The following is a 16,111-nucleotide window of genomic DNA, read 5'->3' as shown; positions in this document are numbered from 1 at the left end:
CGCGTCACTCCTCGTCGAGGTTGTGGCCGTTGGCCGGGTCATCACTGCGAACGTCCGTGTGACCGGCCCTGCGGGCGCACGGGGTGATGTCGATGAAGGATGGGGCCCCGCACGGACCGAGCGGCTGCCCGTCGCTCTGCAGGACGGTGAGCCCCTGACCCGGCTCGCCGGCGAGGAGAAGGCGCGTGGCTTCGGCGACGATTTGTTCGAGGATGGTGGCGGTGGACCGTGCCCTGTCGCGCTGTGTGAGCGCTGTGTCTGCCTGGCTGCGCCATGCGGATGCCTGGTTCTGCAGCTGGGTGACGATCGGCAGGATGACGTCCATGAGCGAGGCGGCGACGTCACTCGCGTGGTCGGCGTAGGCCATGCGCGGCCAGCAGGCGATCAGGCGCTCTACGAGCTGCTGCCGGAGGTGCTCCGCAGTGAGCGGGTGCGGCGTCTCGGAGATGTCCGCGGGCAGTGCCGGCCCGTCGAGGATCGCCACCAGGTGCAGCATCAGTCCGAGGATGTCATCGCCTTCGTACGAGGTGAGCGCGCGTTTCGCCTCCTCGATGCGGGAGACGGCGCCGTGCAGCTGCGGATCGGTGTTCTGTCCGTACTGCGGCAGGACGGCGAGGATCTTTTTCGCCGCGCGGTGGTGCGGGGCGGCATCGGCGGAGTCGAGTGCGGCGGCGCCGGGCTGGTCGCCGTACACCTGGGACAGCACGTCGGCGATGCGCTCGCCCAGTGTGAGTGTGAACATGAGGAACTTCCCCTCCAAGGGTTGTGTGCGGAATCGCCGAGCACCGGGGCCGGCATGTGCGGGCCCCGGTGGCGGGCGACGTGGGTCAGGTCGCGTCGGGGACGCGGGTGACGCCGACGGTGCGGGAGGTGCGGCCGCCGGACTTCATCGGGATGTCGACGCCGAGGCCCTCGAGGATGCGGATCATCGCCTGGGGGTCGGGCTCAGGCGGGCGGGGATTGCCGCCGGACCAGGAGAGTTTGAAGTCGCCGTACGTACCCGGGTCCGCCGCATCGAGCATCTTGCGGGCCTTGGCCTTGCGCTTCTTCGCTGCGCTCTCGACCTCCGCGGCGTCCGCGTACCCACGCAGGGCCTCGGTGATGCCCGCTTCGTCCTCGGCGAGGATGGTCTGCGGGGCGCGGCCGTCGTCGGCGAGCTGGTCGAGGTTCCAGCAGGCCGTCTTGAACGGGCAGTTGTCGCAGATAATCGACAGACCGGGTCCGTCGAGGTCGCGGGGCATGGCCTCCGGCTCGGCGCTCTCGAGGACGTCCTCGGCCCAGGCCAGGGCCTGCTGCGCGATGTCCTCGTCGTACATGCGCTGGTGCACGACGACCTGGCCGTACTCGCGCCCGACGTAGCGCAGCCGCACCACATCGACCTCCAACGGCTTCCCGGCCGGCAGGTCAGGGTGCTCGGTAAGCCCGCCGGTGCGCAACAGATGGGCGTACAAGTGGACTTGGAACCATTCGTGCCGGCGGGGGCCCTGGCGTACGACGACGTCCAGGGCGCGGGTGGACTTGGTCTTGACGTCCTCGACGACGCCGGGACCCTGTCCGCTCGGCGTCCAGTAGGCGTCGGCGTGCCCAAGGATGACGCCGTTGGTGAGCTCCAGCTCTGTGTGGGCGCCGTACTGTTCGGCCAGCACACGCAGGATGCCCTCGTGGAGCCAGGTGCCAAGGATCGCGGCGTGCATGTTGTCGTCGAGGTCGGTCGGCCAGGCGCCGTGAACGTCGTAGGCGGCGCGACGTCTGCACAGGCCGATCGAGGACGGGCCGAGGAGGCGTTGCCGGGCGCGGGGCCGGGCGCGGTCGTCGCGGTGGGCGCCCTTCCACAGGTCGGGGACGGTGATCGTTCCGGGATCGATGGACATGGTCTTCTCGCACTCTGGTGAGTTGGCCACCCGGCAGGGTGGCCGGCGGCTACTTCGCTGTGCTGCGGGGTGCCTTGGTGCCTGACGGCGGACGGGCGGACGTCTTCTTCGCGGCGGCTTTCTTCGCGGCGGTCTTCTTCGCGGCGGTCTTCTTCGCGGGTGCACGCCTACGGGAGCCCGCGGATCTACGTCCGCTGGGACCATCAGCCTCCGCCGCATCCGCCGGTCCGCTGCCCGCGGTGAGCGCCTCGGCGAGCTCCTCGAGTTGTTCGGGGCCGGCGTCCTGGAAGGAGACGCTGAAGTCGTCGAAGCAGCGTTCGTTGACCTCGTCGAAGGTGATGCCGTGCCGCTTCGCGACGTCGCGGACGGTGCTGCGCGCCTGCTCCACTGCGCCTTGGGGATCGACAGGCGCGATCGCCTCGACTTCCTCCGCCTGCCCGCTGCTCTGGTCCTCCTTGTCGCGCTGGCCCTGCTGGTCCTGTGTGGCGGCCGGTTCGACAATCTCGGCGTCCACCACGGGAGGTTCCGAGGTCGCTGACGCCTCCGGCTTCTCGCCGGGGGTGCGCAGCCGGGCTGCGGCCGCCTGGACGCGCTCGCGGGACTCGGCCGCATCCGCGGCGTGCATTTCCTCCTCCACGTGCAGCCCGGACAGGTCCGCCGGGCAGGCGCGGCGCAGGGCGAGGGCTTCCGCGACCTTGCTGAGCTGGCTGGCGGGCATCTGCGGCCACAGGCCGCCGAGCTTGTACTCCTGGGACTCGTAGTCCCAGACTTTCGGCGCGTATTCGCGCCAGTGCGCGACGGCCGGGAAGCGGGAGTCCCCGCGCCACAGGACGGCCCGGCACGCGACCGGGGGTTCGTCGCGCAGCCACACCGTGTGCTCGCCGCCCTCGGCGTCGTACCAGACGAAGTCCTCGTACGCGATGCGCTGCCCGGCACGGTCGGCGGCCCGGCGTGCGATGAGCCGATAGCCGTCGATGCCGGTCTGGATGGTCCAGCGGATCTCGCCGCGGGACTTGCGCTTGATCATGTAGATCTGCCGGCCGAACGGGTCGAGCCCGGACGCCTTGCAGTAGTGGAAGAAGATCCCCAGCTGCGCCGGACTGGCTTCCACCAGGTCCGGGAACGCCGCGCGCAGCGCGCGCAACTGCTGGTCCTCGAACGCCTTCTGGTCTTCGCGGATCGCGAGCCAGGTGACCGGAGCATCGGCCACATCCCCTCCAAGCAACCTTGATCCCCTTAATGACGTTCAACTGTCGCAACACATGTTGAGAACAATTGAAACTGATATAAATCTATTTCACTTGATGTCTGGCGTCAAGTTCAGACTGACACCCTTCGGGGCCACCGCCACGCAGGCAGCGCAGCTCGAACACGTCGCGCCATTCCGGATGGCACGCGCGCAGCAGGCGCGCGTAGCGCGAGGTGAAGTTGTTGTTCAGCTGGAACGGCTCGCCATGAGCAAGGTCCGGCGCAAGCCAGCGCAGTTGCTCGAACAGCGCCTTGACGCCGATCCGGCCGCCGCCCGCCGCGACCCACTGGGCCGTGAGCCGCTCCGGCGCCTCGTACACCCAGGGATGCTCAGCATGGAAGTCCTCAAACCGTTCATCCAGCGTCGGTTCGACAGCTTCCGCGCCACACCCTCGCTCCCCAAGCTCCAGCGGGAGCTCCCCCTGTCGGTACACACTCCACCCCCAGGACATCGATGCACCGTCTGCACATATGTCGAGGTCTCACCTTAGAGGTAGCAGCCTCAGATTGCGCGGCGGGGATGCCAGCAGAACAGTCCGAGCCGCTCGCTACGATGCTGGCGCCACGCACATCTGCGCACAGGCGTTGTTACACCATGCGCTGTCGCGGTCAGAGCTGGCATTCGAACGCCTGCCAGCCGACAGGAGTGTTCCTCATGGGTGCTGCAAGGTACGTCCTGCCGGGGCTGCTGCTCTTGGGTCTCGCGGTGACGGGGTGTACGCCGATTGATCAGTCGCAGTCTTCGGCAGAAGCCTCCGAGCGCCCGTGCACTTCCTCGCTGTGCAAGTCGTACGAAGCAGGTTTCGCGGTCGGCGCGAAGGCGCTTACGTCCCGCGAAGAGGTGACGCTCTCCCCCGAGCAACGAGACAGTCTGCCGCAGAGTGACGGGTCTGCCCGGGGAGCCATCGAGGCGGATACGGCCGTGGCCGACATCCTGTGCGATCGGAAGGCGGACGACTACATGGACACCAATCTGGCCGCCGACACCCCCGAGCATCGAGAAGCGTTCACCACCGGCTGCACGGACGGAGCCACGCCGCTCCTCAGCGGCAAGCCGAATCGGTACCTGTACGACGACTAGAAGATCACTGGAGCATCGGGTTCTGGTCCTGCGGGTGGCGAAGTGGACCAGATACCCCCAGGGCTACCGCTTGGGACGAACGGTCAGCGAAAAGCCCTCCTTCAGCAGCTCCGCCGCGAACACGGCGACGTCCTCCGTGGAATGCTCGCTCGGCCGGAACGTCCGCGCCTCCGGCAGCGGCGGCGGGGTCGGCTTGGGCTCGGCCGCGGGCTTGCGGCCGCGGGGCTTGATCTGCTCCCGCTCGCCGGCCCTGATCCGGTCGATGCCCTTCTGGACAACAGCCCGGCCTCGCTGCTCCGCGTCATGGAGGACCGTGTCCAGCAGCCACAACGGCGATCCGGAGATCGAGCCATCCTCGGTGACAAAGCTGCCGCGCACCCGCCACTGGTAGACGTCCATGTACTTCTTGCCGAAGATCCAGGGGATCTCTTTGAGCCCGATGACGTCCGGCATGTCCGCCGCGCCACTCACCTCGTAGCCGCCGGTGATACCGGCCTTGTACTCCTTGAGCCGTTCCGTCGAGACCTCACGGGCTCCGTCCTCGGCGAGACTGAGAACCGTGGGCAGCAGCCAGTACGGGTTTCCGGAGATCACGACGTCCGGTTCCCCCAGCACGCCGCGCGTCTTCCACAGCTGCGACGTCTGCCGCTCCACGCTGTAGAGAAACGCGATCTCGGCGTGCCCCAGGAGATAGGGGAACCGCTCCTTCGACATAACGCCTCCGACCGCAATCATAGAATGAACTTGACACATCAAGCATAGTTGATGCCTGTCGGGTGGCGACTGTCGTTGCGGTAGCGGTGCAAGCCGACGTGGGCCCTTCCCAGGAAAGGAACGGGGCCTACGGCCGGTCGACTTCCGGGGCTGTTACGGGGATGACGTCATCAGCGCCGTCTTTCGCTGTTCTTCATGGGCCAGTGCAGAACGTCCCTGATCCGCCACCACAGCTTCCGGGCACGGGGTGCCTCGGTGGAGTAGCTGTGCCCTGTCCAGGTGCTGTCCGCGCTGCGCCCGAGCGGGATCCCCTCGCGCGGATACCGCTCCGGGGGGTTGTCGACCATGCGACCCCCTACGGCTCCCTGGTCCCGCATCCCTTGCGCAGTTCGTTGTCGGAGCGGGTGGTCGGGCCCCAGCCGATACCACTGGCGTAGCCCTTCATCGCAGGGTAGTAGGTGCCGCCGTCGTCGTTGCAGTCCGACGACCATCCGTAGTCGATGAAGCTGTTCGTAGTGGAGTGCGTGCCGCGCCAGTCGTGGGCAGCCGCGCGGTCTGCTCCAGGAACTGCCCTTGCGGGCTCATTCGCTGCATCACGGTTCCGAAGGCAGATATCCTCCGGACGAACGATGTCGGCAGACAGTTCCAGGGGGGAACATGGTGCGTTCGCATGACGGTGAACTGCGCGGATTGTTCAGCGGGTTCGAAGGGTACCGGGCGCCCGCTCTTACGGATCTCCGCGCGGTCTTGGCGCACGGCGTCGTCGTTGTGGACACCAACGTGCTGATCGATTTGTACCGGATGAACCGGCAGGTTCGCGAGGACATGTTGACGGTACTAGAGGCGCTCAGTGACCGCCTGTGGGTGCCGCACCAGGTACTCGTCGAGTTCTGGCGCAACCAGCAGCAACCCGGCGTACTCGGACACCATCACACCCAGGCGCAAGACACCGTCGCTGCCATGACCAAGGCGCGCAGTTCCATCGCAGACTCCCTCAAGCGCTGGGCACGGGCAGTCCACCTGGCCACAGACGCGCCTATCCGGGGCGAGCTGAATAGGCTTGAGGAAGAACTTGACGCCACCCTGACAGGGCTGCGCGATGTGCTCGAACGGCAGGCCACGGCCGACCAGGTACCGGGTGCACCGGACACATTGGCGGACCCCGTGATCGGGAAACTGGAGATGCTACTCCAGGGCAAGGTCGGGGCCCTGCCCACGGATGAGGAGCTCACCCGCTGGGTCTCGGAAGCCAAGGAGCGGGCACAGCACAGGAAGCCGCCAGGGTTTCGCGACTTCGAAGACGGAAAACCCGACCAGACGGCGGCCGGCGACTACATTGTATGGAGACAGCTCTCCGCAGAGGTGGCAGCGCGCGGCACGGATGTCCTCTTCGTCACCAGGGACCTCAAGGAGGACTGGTGGCGCACCCTGGCGGTGTCCGGCGACCGTCTGCCACGCGTTGAGCTCGTACATGAGCTTCGCGCTGAGACGGGGCGGCAGCTGTACATGCTGGAGCCAAGCGGTTTGCTTGACCTGGCCCAGGACAGCCTCGATCTACGCGGGCGAGTGGCGAGCACGTCAGTCGACGCGCTGCGCCAGATGGAAAGGGAGTCGCGTACCGCCGAGTGGTCGGAGATGACGCTCCGCTATCTGCTGGCCTTGCTCCATCACCAGTCCCCAGTCAGATTCCATGTGCTGCTCCACGCCGGCCGCAACAACGGCTTCGTTGACCGGGAGACCGTCTACAAGCTCGGCGACTACGAGACTAATCGGACGCTGCGCGGTTTCACCAGACCCGTGGCCACCGCCGCCCGCCGCCTCCAGGAGGTCGGCCTCGTCGATGGCACACCAGAGGAATTGCTGCGCGCTGTGTACGACGGCGACGTGCTGGCAACGGGCTTCGACGTCCCCGATTACACCATCCCGATGCTGAAGCGTATCGCCGAGCACTTCGACGCTCACGGCGTCATCGCGCTGGCGACCGACGCCGACACCAGCGACGAAGACCCGACATACGACCCCGAGTCCGACGAAGATTAACGCGCTCTGGGCGGCCCGCCAGCAGCTGTCCGGCAGCGTGCACGGACCGAACCCCAATCTGTGGGGTGCCATGGAACTGATGGCCGTGTGGCAGCCCTCCGGCGTGGATCTTCGCGGCCCTCAACCGCGCTTGAGAGGACCGCGCCATCCCCTGTAGCCTGACACCCTCTTCCTTCGTGGAACAGCGCCCCGGGATCTGACTCGCACTCTGCCCGGGGCGCTGCCGCGTTCGCAGGCGCGGCGGTCGAATGCCGGTGCCGAATCGTGGCTGCGCGCAGTCGGTTCAGCTGAATGGATCGCTGCCGATCTCGGCGTGGCCGGCCCGCGACGTCGTGTGCCAAGGTGGCCGGCATGGACTGGCAGACCGACAGCCCGGAACTCTGGACCTTTCTGGATTCACTGCACCGTGGCGAGATCCTGTCCGGCGCCGTCGCTGCTATCGAACGGTTCGGGGTCTTCGTGGCCCTGGACGACGGGCCTGACCATCCGACGCTGCCCGGCGTCGGGTTCATCGTCATTCCCGAACTGTCCTGGCGGCACATCGGTGATCCCACCGATGTCGTCGAGATCGGGCAGCGTGTCTCGTGCGAGTTCCTCCAGTTCGACACCTACAACGCGGAGGCCCGGCTGTCCTTGAAGGCGCTGCAGCCCGACCCCTTCGGGGCCTTCGCCGACCGCACAATGGTGGGCCAGGAGCTGCGCGCGACAGTCGTGAAGGTGGTTCCCATCGGCGTCCTCGTCGACCTTGAGGACGGAGTCGTCGGACTGATTCCCCGCAGAGAGGTCCGCGGCGGGTCGGCGGTCGGTACTCCAGAGGAATTCGAGGCCGGCGAGGAGATCGCCGTCGTCGTCGCGGGCATTGAGCGGCCCACGCGACGGGTGTTCCTCGCCCGGCCGGAGGGCGCCTGGCATGCGCCATCTACCCTTGAATGTGATCGCCCGGACAAGTCCTAATCCCACCAGAAGTACCAGCTCTTGCAGCGGAGTTGGGAGGCCGCCAGGTCCTCGACGCTGCCGACGCCCTGGTCGACGATGTCCGAGCAGTAGGCGTAGTGCTCCAGTGTGGCGAGGGCGACGCTCTGGGATGTGCGGGGGCGCCGGGTGACCAGGAGTTCGAGGATCTCGCCCTCCAGGGTGACCAGCTCGGCGCCGTGTTCTTCGTGGAAGTAGCGCAGCACCGCTTGGTGCTCGGTGCCGGTTATGCCGTAGTTGCAGGCACCCAGCCAGTTCAGCAGGGCCGGGACGTCGTAGCCGTTGCGGGCCCGCACCAGGCACAGCACCGTGCGTTCCTGGCGGACGGCTGAGAAGTGCGTGCCGCCGACGAGGTCGAGGTCCAGCTCCTGTGCCACGTGAGTGGCGAGGCGCTGTGCTGGTGCTTCGAACGGGTCTTCACCGACTGGGGTCCGCTCGTCGGGACCGCGCAGATGACCTTCGGCCTCACGGGCCCAGTTGGAGAGCAGGCTTCTGCCGTCCAGCGGACGGCCGTCGGTCTGGCCTTCCGCCGGCCCGAACTCCGGTTCCAGGCCGATGAGAACGTTCTCCAGGCGCTCGGGCTCTCCTGCCAGCACGGGCCACCAGCCGCTGCGGCTGTGCAGGGCCCGCAGGTCGTACCAGAGTCGGAAGGCGTCGGTTCCGGTGATCTCGCTGGTGTACACCGGCGTTCCGTCGGTCGCGGTGGCGGCTTGGCGCAGTGCGGGGAGAGCGACGCCCTGCTCGGCGCAGAGCTGCTGCAGTTCGGAGATCGTCGTCACCATGCCGTCAACCTAACGGCAGGTAGTGACAGCCGCCGTCAGGCAGAAGGAGACTGCCCTCCCCCTTCGGGGCTCAGTTCCGTCGCAGTCAGGGAACGCATGGTGGGTGCCCACTGGGCCTGCGATTGAGCCGTGAGCGTAGTTGTGCCTGGGGAGGAGGTGTGTCAGCGGTGCCGGATACGGTGCCAGGCATGACAGCGTGGATCGAAACTGGCGTCGTGGCGTGGATGGAAGAGAAGCGGTATGAGGACGAAACCGTCCTGGTGTACTTCAAGGGCGTCGGTCTGACCGACATGGTGGAAGGGCTGATCGCGCAGCACCGGCCGCCGTTCGCCCAGGGCAGCGACGTTGCCCCCGGCGAGTGGGGGGTGATCGTGCACCACATGGACAACCCGTCTCGCGACGACTTCGACCCGATCGACCACCGCAAACTGTGCCCTCTCGGGGGTGAACTGGTGGTGTTCGTGCCCAATCCCTGTATCGCCAAGGCGCACGGTCCCAAGGCGTACCACTACAAGGACGGACGGACCTCGTCCTGTATCGACTACGAGAACCCTGACCACATCGGGGAGTACTGGCCCAACGAGCTGGCATCCCTCATCACGGCCGCCGGGCTGGACCACGAGGACGGGGACTATGAGGAGCAGCTGACCCGACTGATCAGTGACCACCTGGGGCTGCCCCCGCTGGACCGCGGCACCATCACGGTGGACCGCAGCCTCATCGCCTCCTATTTCTAGACCTCTCGGCCCTCGGCGTCACAGGCACTCAACCGGCGGTGAGAACCCGCGCAGCATTCGCTGTGACGGAACATCAGCTCAGGATGTGGATGAGGAACCATGTGGCGAAGCCGACCCAGGCGACCGCGAAGACGGCGCGGCCCGGGTGGGTGTGGACGCGGAACCATGCGCGGACGCGCTCGGAGAGGGTGTTGCCGTCCTTGATGTCGGTCAGAGCGAAGAGTTCGTAGACCAGGCCAAGTATGAGCAGGCCGGTCTATATCAGGTCGGGCGTGGTCACTTCGGTCTCCTTTCCGTCCGTGTGAGGGGGAGCGTCAGCGGCCTGTCGCCGACCAGATAGCTACCCCAAGGGCCGCGAGGCCAGTCAGGGCGCTGATGGCGGGGAGGGGCCATCGGGTGCGTTCTAGGGCGGTGACGCGGGCGTCGAGCTCCTCGACGTCCTTGTCGATCTGGTCGGAGCGCTGGACCAGGAGGGCGAGCTGGCCGTCGATGCGCGCGAGCCCGACTTCGAGGGCGCGGCGGAGTTCGGCGAGCTCCAGGGCGATCTCTCCGTCGGGCATGGCGGCCGCTCCTGTGGTCAGTTGATGGTGGTGTAGGCGGGCTCCGTCCTGGCGGGCAGCCACGAGGCCGTCCCGGGGCGGCCGAGCAGGGAGCCGACGGCGCCCTTGAGCACGGCGAGGCCCGCGGGAATCGCGGCGATGGCGGCTGACTCGAAAGCTGACAGGGTGATGACGTTGGTCGTGCCGGTGGCGAGGAGGAGTCCGAGGAACGCCTCGACGTACGTCAGGACGGCTCGCTCGGCGATATCGGCGAGCAGTTTCGGGGTGCTGGGGGCGGCCATGGGGGTGCATGTCCTCTCGGGCGTGGGTCAGGACTTGGGGACGCGGAGTTTGGCCCAGCTGGTCGGCCCTGGAATGCCATCGGCGTCCGGACCGGAGTAGCCCAGCTTCCGTTGCCAGGCGGCGTAGGACTGGCGGTCGGCGTCGGTCCAGCGCGGGCCGGGGCCCTTGCTGTAGCGGCTGCAGCCCTCGGCGACGAGCCGCTTGCCCATCGCGGTGATCACGGTGGAGCGCCGGCCGGTGCGGAAGTAGTCGGCGCCGGGATACGGGACGTACTTCGGCTCCGGCTTGTCGTCGGTGGGCTTCGAGCTCGTCGGCTCGCCGGCCAGGAGCTTGGCGACCGAGGAGCGGAAGCCGTCCATCGAGATGCCGGCGGGGTCCGGCTTGCCGGGCTGCCACTCCTTGTGGGCGATGACCGACCGCTCGTTCCAGCCGTGGGCACGGCAGACGGCGGCACTCACCTTGTGCATGGCGTCGAGCTGGGCCTGCGGCCACGCCTGGCCGCCGCCGGTGTTGATGCACTCGAAGCCGTAGAAGCGGGCGTTCCCGTCGGTGTTGGCCTCGTTGTCCCGCGGCAGAGCTCTCTCGGCGATGACGGCCCGGAGGACGTCGTCGTCCCCGGCTCCGGCGTGGTTGGTGCGGCCGTAGCCGATGAGATGGACGGTGCCGGAACGGTCGATGACGCCGTGGCACAGCGGGCCGGGGAGCGATGTGTAGCCGGTGCGGCAGAGCTCCACCATGCCGGCCTCGGTGGAGTACGGGCCGGTGTGGTGGATCATGACGCCGTGGACCGGGCCCCAGGCGCCTCTGTGGTTGCGGTTGTGGGTGCGCCAGCTGCCGTGCTCAACGACGCGGACGCCGGATTTCTTCAGGACGGCGAGGAACTGATCTGCGGACAGTGGCCGTGCCACGTCGGGACTCTTTCTCCCCGCGCCTCCGTGCTGGATGCCGGCCAGGAGCCACCTGACGGTCCCTCGCGGAACGCACAGTTTGACTGCTCGGGTGGAGGGTCACCAGAGCGGCTGGAGCCTACCCCAAGTGCCCACCGATGCCGGGAGTTGCATCGTTTACGTGCTGCGCATGTGCGAGCCTTGATCGCGGCTTGGCAGAGCGGAGACTGAGCGGGGAGCACGCGTTGATGAGGAAGTGGCATCGGCAGGCAGGAGTGGGAGTCGTGGCGGTGACCGCTGTCATCGCCACGGGCTGCAGTAGCAACAGTCAGGATGTTGACAGCCGTCCTGCGCGAGTGGCAACCACCGCCTCGACGCAGCACGTGATTCTCCACAAGGAGGAGATCGCGGTGGCGCTGCCAACCCTGGACGCCGTGCCTCCTGGATGGCAGAAGACAGGGAAGCCCCGGCTCTACAACGAATCAAGCGAGAGCAGTCGCCTCGCATTCGGGCACATCGGTTACCGAGCGCCGGACCTCGACGGCACCGTCGGGTTCAATATCAGTTCGTACTCGAACGCTGCGGACGCTATGTCTGGGTTCAGTAAACTCAAGGCGGATTATGGCGATACGGCGCGTCCGGCTTCGATCGCCGGCGCAGATCAAGCGTTCGCCGGGAGTGGGTGCATCACGGAGCACGTCTGTAGCGCCTCCATCATCGTGCGAACAGGTGCGTTGGTCCTGATGGTCAACATCAACAGTGATGCGGACGAAGCACCAGATCCGAAGGTCCTCAACTCGGTGACCCGGATGCATGTTGCGCGAGCCCAACAGGCCGAGCGAGGAGAAACCCCCACGGCAAAGGCGTCCTGACACCAGCTTCAGCAGGCCGCTCTACTTGGTATAGGTGACACGCAGCTTGGGCGGGTACGTCTGCCCCACCCCCTGGGCGCGGCCGTAGTAGGTCCGGTCCGAGTTGTTGGGGTCCAGGGCGATGCCGCGCCAGCTCGTGGAGTCGAAGACCGAAGTGATGTCGACCCACTTGCCGACGTTCTTGCCCCAGCTGATGGTCTTCGCCTCGCCGTCGGAGCTGAACGTGGACGGGCGGGACGTGTGCTTGTGCGCCTTGATGACCGCCTTGCCGCCGCTGTTGTAGTACCAGTGCTCGAAGTACAGGTACACCTCCGCCTTCTGGATGCTCGCCCCGGACAGGTCGGCTGCGAGTGAGGAGGGGAAGCCGATCAGGCTCGCCTGGATTCCGTTGTTCGAGCTGTAGTAGCCCTGCACGCACTTGTCGCCGTAGTACGAGTTGTACGAGCCGCGGTTGGCGTAGGAGCCGGACCAGGAAGCCGTGAAGGTCTTGGTGTACGTCTTCTTCGGCGGGGTCGTCGTGCCGCCGCCCCCGTTGTACTGGCCGGTCTCCGGGACGTACGGTCCGACGTCCTCGACGTACATCAATCCCTGGTGATTGCCACCTCCGAAGAGCTTTACGGTCTGGCCGCTCGGCCCGCCCTGGACGCGGAAGGTGACGAGCAGCCGGTGCAGGCCGGCGCCAAACGCTGCCCCGGACCGGACGGTTTCCATGCGAACGCGGTGGGAGCCCCCGGTTGCCATGGGATGGATTGCGGACTGGATCTGCGGCGAAGAGATCGTGGGCGTGCTGGCGCCCCCGTCCTTGAGTACAAGGACGAGTTCACCGCCGGACGTGGAGGGGTTGGCATAGCAGTCCAGGACGACGCGGTACATGCGGCTGGTGTCGGCGTCGAAGGACAGCTCGACGAAACCGTAGTCCGTGGTGCCCGCGGTGACAGAGGTCGACTGGTAGTCGACAGCGACCAGGCCGCGCGCGATGCCGGACAGGTGGCTCTCGAGGGAGTCGCCGGCGATGGTGAGCCGGCCCGCCACGGAGAGGTCCCCGACGCCGGTGTTGCCGTCCTGGTCGATGGTGGCGACGGCGGTGCCGTTGTTGGTGAGCGTCAGGTAGTTCGGGGAGCCGGTGGTGAGGGAGACGGCCTCGTCGCCCGACGTGTCGTACAGGCGCAGTCCCTGCGGGGACAGTTCGGCGCGGGCCCCGCCACCAGGGGTGGAGAGCACGGCGCGGCATTCGAGGTTGTCGAAGTAGGCGCTGCCGTGGGTGGTCTCGTTGCCGTTGCCGTCGACTCCGATGCGTACGTTGCCCTGGGTGGCGTTGGCCGGGATGGTGACGACTTTCGAGATGCGCTGCCAGGTGCCGTCAGTGACCGGGGCGGACACGACGATGCCGTCCGAGCCGAGGCGTGTGCCGGTCTCGTCGTAGAAGCCCAGGAAGAGCTTCAGGCTGGCGCCGGTGATGTCGGTGGTGGTCTTGTAGTCGACGGCGATCCAGTAGCGGTCTCCGGGCAGCATGGGGGAGGTGGCGTGCTGCAGCCACCGGTACGTGCCTGCTGCCGGGGTGATGCGCAGGCACTTGGCGGAGTTGTTGCCGCCGTCCTCAACGGCGAAGATCGCCGGATCCTGGCCGGCCAGAGCGGCCGCGATGACGCCGGTCTCGTAGGAGGGGTCTCCGACCAGGTTGCCGGTGGTGCCGATCGCGAGCCGGGACGCGGACAGGGAGCCCGCGGCGATGTGGCGGGCGGTGAGGGTGTTGGTGGCGATCTCGTCGCCGGTCAGTGACAGCGCCTTGACCTCGCGGGCGGTGAGGGTCTTCGCGGCGACCTTCTCGCCGGTGATGGACTCGGCGGCGAGCTCCAGGGTGCCGATGGACTCGGCCAGCACCATGCCCGCGCCGATGACGGTGCGGACCTCGGTGTTGTCGAAGTCCGAGGTGCCGGCGGTGGCCTGGAAGTTCTGCAGCCACACGGTCGCGGTCACGGTCCCGGCCGGGGCCTGGACCTGCCGGCTCGTACGGGCCCAGCCGGCGCCCGGGGCGGGGGCGGCGATCGCGGTGCCGTGGCCCAGTACCGCTCCGGCGGCGTCCTGCCAGCGGAGGAAGAAGCGGAGCGAGTCCCCGGCCCAGTCGGCGGAGGCGCGGTGGTCGAAGGCGAGGAAGAACCGGTCCCCAGGGGAGACGGCGAGCTCGGTGATGAGCAGCTCGCGGGAGGCCGGGGTGCTGCTGGCGCCGTCGACCCGCAGGCCGCGCGGGGAGCCGTTGCCGTCGGTCAGCCGCCATTCGGTGGACGCGGCGACGAGCTGCTCGGTGAAGGCGCCTTCGAAGGAGGGGTCGGGCATGAGGTTGCCGGTGCCGATGGCGAGCTGGTTGTGGCCGACCGCGCCGATCTGCAGCTTGGTCCGGGAGACGGCCGCCTCGGCGAGCGCAGTCTCGTCGACGATGCCGTCGAGGACTTCCTCGGCGACGACGGGGGCCGGGCCGACCGGGCCGCTCTGGACGGAGGGGGCGGAGGCGGTGCCGGAGGTGTTGCGGGCCAGCAGACGGACGTAAGCGGCTGGTCGACGGGGATGGTCAGGGTGCTGCCGAGGGGGGACTCGAACGTGCCGCGCAGGGTGGCCGGGGTGGGGATGAAGTTGTCCAGCATCGCGGCGTGGACCTCGATGCGGGCGAAGTCCAGTGGTGCCGCGGGCGCGTCGGTGAAGACGCCTTCCCAGGTGGCGGACACGCCCCCGAGGACGGGGGTGACAGTGGGCCGGCTCGGGGTGGGCGGCGGCGGGGCGTTGACGATGTTTGCGGCGGTGGTGCCGTCCGGCTGCTGGCCGATGACGGCGCGCAGGGAGCCGGTCTCGTCGTAGACGTCGAGGGCGCCGTTCTCGATGGAGGAGTGGGCGAGCTGGGCGGTTCGGGTCTGCTGGGCGAGGCGGCGTTCGAGGTCGGCGATGCGGGCCGCCAGCCGTGTCAGGTCGTTGGCCACGTGATTCAGCTCCCGTAGGTGAAGCGGTCGGCGCGGGCGAGGGTGAGGGTGATGCGCTCGGGGTCGGCGCCCTGGGGCGGGCGCAGGGTCCAGCCGGTGATGCGGCACCAGCCGTCGAACTCGGTCCACTGGTCGTGCAGGGTGACGCGGACGTCGTCGCCGATCTGCCAGGAGCCGACCGGGGCCGCCGGGTGGTCGATGAGCTCGACCTCCGTGACCTCGCCAAGGACCTGGCGGGCGGTGCGTTCGGTGCGGGCACGGGCGGCGAGCCGGTCGTTGCCCTTCTCCGCGGGCACCTCGAGGACGTGCTCGAGTCGGAGACGGCCGTTGCGGATGGCGTCGATGGCGCGGCGGCGGCCGCGCCCTTCGCCGGCACCGAGGGCGATGACCACCTGGGCGTAGGCGTCGGCGTCGTACGTGACCGGGACGGTGGAGGCGACGTTGACGCCGGAGCTGATCGACAGGTCGGTGCGGCGGGTGCCCAGGCGGGGCCAGCCGAGCCGGATCCGGCCCAGGGGCCGGCCGTTGGAGAAGTCCGTGGCCTCGGTCCATTCCGGGCCGCCGTCGACCTGCGTCATGTCGTCGACGACGGAGCCGAGGGCCGGCGCCTCCCACCAGTCCGTGCGGTACGGCTCGGCGGTTGTGCCGGCCTTCGCCGCGCTGGCGGTCGGGTCCACGGTGACGCCGAGGTTCCCGTCGGGCTGGGACTGGGCGTATGCCCACGTGTCGCGGATGACCTGGCACGGATCGGCGTTGACGTACGGGCCGCGCCCGTTCAGGTTTCCGTGGACGTCATGACGGCGGTGCAGGTAGCTGCCCCACCCCGCGGCCTCGATCGGGTAGGCGGCGCCTTCGGGTTCGGCGCGCCAGATGAGGCCGCCCCACAGCAGGGCGTTGTCCCGCTCGCAGGTCAGCAGGGTGTTGCCCGGGTCGGCCTGGGAGGGCAGCAGATGAGCGAAACGCGGCGAGAGACGGCCGGAGAAGTCACCCGACGCGTTGAGCGAGAGGGCGAACTCCACGTCGGACAGCGGCAGATCGGCGGCCAGCAGGTCGCCGGTCAGGGCGTGCCAGGTGCGGTAGCGGTACGCGGGCACGG

The 16,111-nt window shown here is 68.1% G+C and carries 18 protein-coding genes; 5 read left to right on the top strand and 13 right to left on the bottom strand.

The genetic code is table 11. The features are described from left to right. Window positions 1–4: 4 nt before the first annotated feature. The 4 genes from ACZ4SA_RS28290 to ACZ4SA_RS28275 all read right to left on the bottom strand — a co-directional run bounded on the left by ACZ4SA_RS28290 (window position 5) and on the right by ACZ4SA_RS28275 (window position 3,439). Window positions 5–742 carry a hypothetical protein gene (locus ACZ4SA_RS28290; protein WP_468280024.1) on the bottom strand — a complete coding sequence of 246 codons (738 nt, stop codon included), beginning with the start codon at window positions 740–742 and terminating at the stop codon, window positions 5–7. Window positions 743–827: 85 nt separating this feature from the next. Further along, window positions 828–1,871, bottom strand: coding sequence for a PD-(D/E)XK nuclease family protein (locus tag ACZ4SA_RS28285; protein WP_468280021.1), 1,044 nt, complete (start codon window positions 1,869–1,871; stop codon window positions 828–830). Between the two features lie 49 nt (window positions 1,872–1,920). Further along, window positions 1,921–3,081 carry a recombinase RecT gene (locus tag ACZ4SA_RS28280; RefSeq protein ID WP_468280018.1) on the bottom strand — a complete coding sequence of 387 codons (1,161 nt, stop codon included), beginning with the start codon at window positions 3,079–3,081 and terminating at the stop codon, window positions 1,921–1,923. An 82-nt stretch (window positions 3,082–3,163) separates the two neighbouring features. Then, window positions 3,164–3,439 carry a hypothetical protein gene (locus tag ACZ4SA_RS28275; RefSeq protein WP_468280015.1) on the bottom strand — a complete coding sequence of 92 codons (276 nt, stop codon included), beginning with the start codon at window positions 3,437–3,439 and terminating at the stop codon, window positions 3,164–3,166. Between the two features lie 335 nt (window positions 3,440–3,774). Here ACZ4SA_RS28275 and ACZ4SA_RS28270 point away from each other — a divergent pair, with 335 nt between their 5' ends. Next, entirely contained in the window at window positions 3,775–4,200 is a 426-nt protein-coding gene (locus ACZ4SA_RS28270; protein WP_468280012.1) for a hypothetical protein, read from the top strand. Window positions 4,201–4,263: 63 nt separating this feature from the next. Here the strand turns inward: ACZ4SA_RS28270 and ACZ4SA_RS28265 are convergent, their stop codons facing one another. Together ACZ4SA_RS28265 and ACZ4SA_RS28260 are read right to left on the bottom strand one after the other, a co-directional pair. Continuing rightward, window positions 4,264–4,914 (bottom strand): hypothetical protein, encoded by a 651-nt coding sequence (locus ACZ4SA_RS28265; protein WP_468280009.1) that lies wholly within the window; start codon window positions 4,912–4,914, stop codon window positions 4,264–4,266. 170 nt (window positions 4,915–5,084) lie between these two features. Beyond that, window positions 5,085–5,261, bottom strand: a complete 177-nt coding sequence (locus ACZ4SA_RS28260; protein ID WP_468280006.1) for a hypothetical protein — start codon at window positions 5,259–5,261, stop codon at window positions 5,085–5,087. A 310-nt stretch (window positions 5,262–5,571) separates the two neighbouring features. On the opposite strand from ACZ4SA_RS28260, the gene ACZ4SA_RS28255 reads away from it, so the two are divergent. Continuing rightward, entirely contained in the window at window positions 5,572–6,954 is a 1,383-nt protein-coding gene (locus tag ACZ4SA_RS28255) for a PIN-like domain-containing protein (RefSeq protein ID WP_468280004.1), read from the top strand. Between the two features lie 351 nt (window positions 6,955–7,305). Further along, window positions 7,306–7,908, top strand: a complete 603-nt coding sequence (locus ACZ4SA_RS28250; protein ID WP_468280001.1) for a S1 RNA-binding domain-containing protein — start codon at window positions 7,306–7,308, stop codon at window positions 7,906–7,908. Here the strand turns inward: ACZ4SA_RS28250 and ACZ4SA_RS28245 are convergent. Further along, on the bottom strand, window positions 7,905–8,708 hold the full coding sequence (locus ACZ4SA_RS28245) for a DUF4253 domain-containing protein (protein ID WP_468279998.1): 804 nt from the start codon (window positions 8,706–8,708) through the stop codon (window positions 7,905–7,907). The two genes, ACZ4SA_RS28250 and ACZ4SA_RS28245, sit on opposite strands and share 4 nt — an antisense overlap. Before the next feature lie 188 nt (window positions 8,709–8,896). Between ACZ4SA_RS28245 and ACZ4SA_RS28240 the strand changes: the two genes are divergently transcribed. After that, the gene (locus ACZ4SA_RS28240; RefSeq protein ID WP_468279995.1) at window positions 8,897–9,445 is read left to right on the top strand and encodes a hypothetical protein; all 549 of its coding nucleotides are present in this window, start codon (window positions 8,897–8,899) and stop codon (window positions 9,443–9,445) included. A gap of 314 nt (window positions 9,446–9,759) precedes the next feature. On the opposite strand, the gene ACZ4SA_RS28235 is transcribed toward ACZ4SA_RS28240, so the two are convergent. The 3 genes from ACZ4SA_RS28235 to ACZ4SA_RS28225 are packed head-to-tail and all read right to left on the bottom strand — an operon-like array spanning window position 9,760 to window position 11,195. Next, window positions 9,760–10,005, bottom strand: coding sequence for a hypothetical protein (locus tag ACZ4SA_RS28235; protein ID WP_468279993.1), 246 nt, complete (start codon window positions 10,003–10,005; stop codon window positions 9,760–9,762). Between the two features lie 17 nt (window positions 10,006–10,022). Beyond that, on the bottom strand, window positions 10,023–10,286 hold the full coding sequence (locus ACZ4SA_RS28230; RefSeq protein ID WP_468279990.1) for a hypothetical protein: 264 nt from the start codon (window positions 10,284–10,286) through the stop codon (window positions 10,023–10,025). A gap of 27 nt (window positions 10,287–10,313) precedes the next feature. Continuing rightward, on the bottom strand, window positions 10,314–11,195 hold the full coding sequence (locus tag ACZ4SA_RS28225; protein ID WP_468279987.1) for a peptidoglycan-binding protein: 882 nt from the start codon (window positions 11,193–11,195) through the stop codon (window positions 10,314–10,316). Between the two features lie 263 nt (window positions 11,196–11,458). Here ACZ4SA_RS28225 and ACZ4SA_RS28220 point away from each other — a divergent pair, with 263 nt between their 5' ends. After that, window positions 11,459–12,046, top strand: coding sequence for a hypothetical protein (locus ACZ4SA_RS28220; protein ID WP_468279984.1), 588 nt, complete (start codon window positions 11,459–11,461; stop codon window positions 12,044–12,046). A 21-nt stretch (window positions 12,047–12,067) separates the two neighbouring features. Here ACZ4SA_RS28220 and ACZ4SA_RS28215 read toward each other — a convergent pair whose 3' ends face one another. The 3 genes from ACZ4SA_RS28215 to ACZ4SA_RS28205 are packed head-to-tail and all read right to left on the bottom strand — an operon-like array spanning window position 12,068 to window position 16,109. Then, window positions 12,068–14,380 (bottom strand): hypothetical protein, encoded by a 2,313-nt coding sequence (locus tag ACZ4SA_RS28215; protein WP_468279981.1) that lies wholly within the window; start codon window positions 14,378–14,380, stop codon window positions 12,068–12,070. Continuing rightward, window positions 14,311–15,015 carry a hypothetical protein gene (locus ACZ4SA_RS28210; RefSeq protein WP_468279978.1) on the bottom strand — a complete coding sequence of 235 codons (705 nt, stop codon included), beginning with the start codon at window positions 15,013–15,015 and terminating at the stop codon, window positions 14,311–14,313. Before ACZ4SA_RS28210 ends, ACZ4SA_RS28215 begins: the two co-directional genes overlap by 70 nt. Window positions 15,016–15,020: 5 nt before the next feature. Beyond that, window positions 15,021–16,109 carry a hypothetical protein gene (locus tag ACZ4SA_RS28205; RefSeq protein WP_468279976.1) on the bottom strand — a complete coding sequence of 363 codons (1,089 nt, stop codon included), beginning with the start codon at window positions 16,107–16,109 and terminating at the stop codon, window positions 15,021–15,023. Between the last annotated feature and the right edge of the window lie 2 nt (window positions 16,110–16,111).

The organism is Streptomyces sp. NPDC027962 (assembly GCF_055566095.1).
This window is presented reverse-complemented; position numbering and strand designations above follow the sequence as displayed.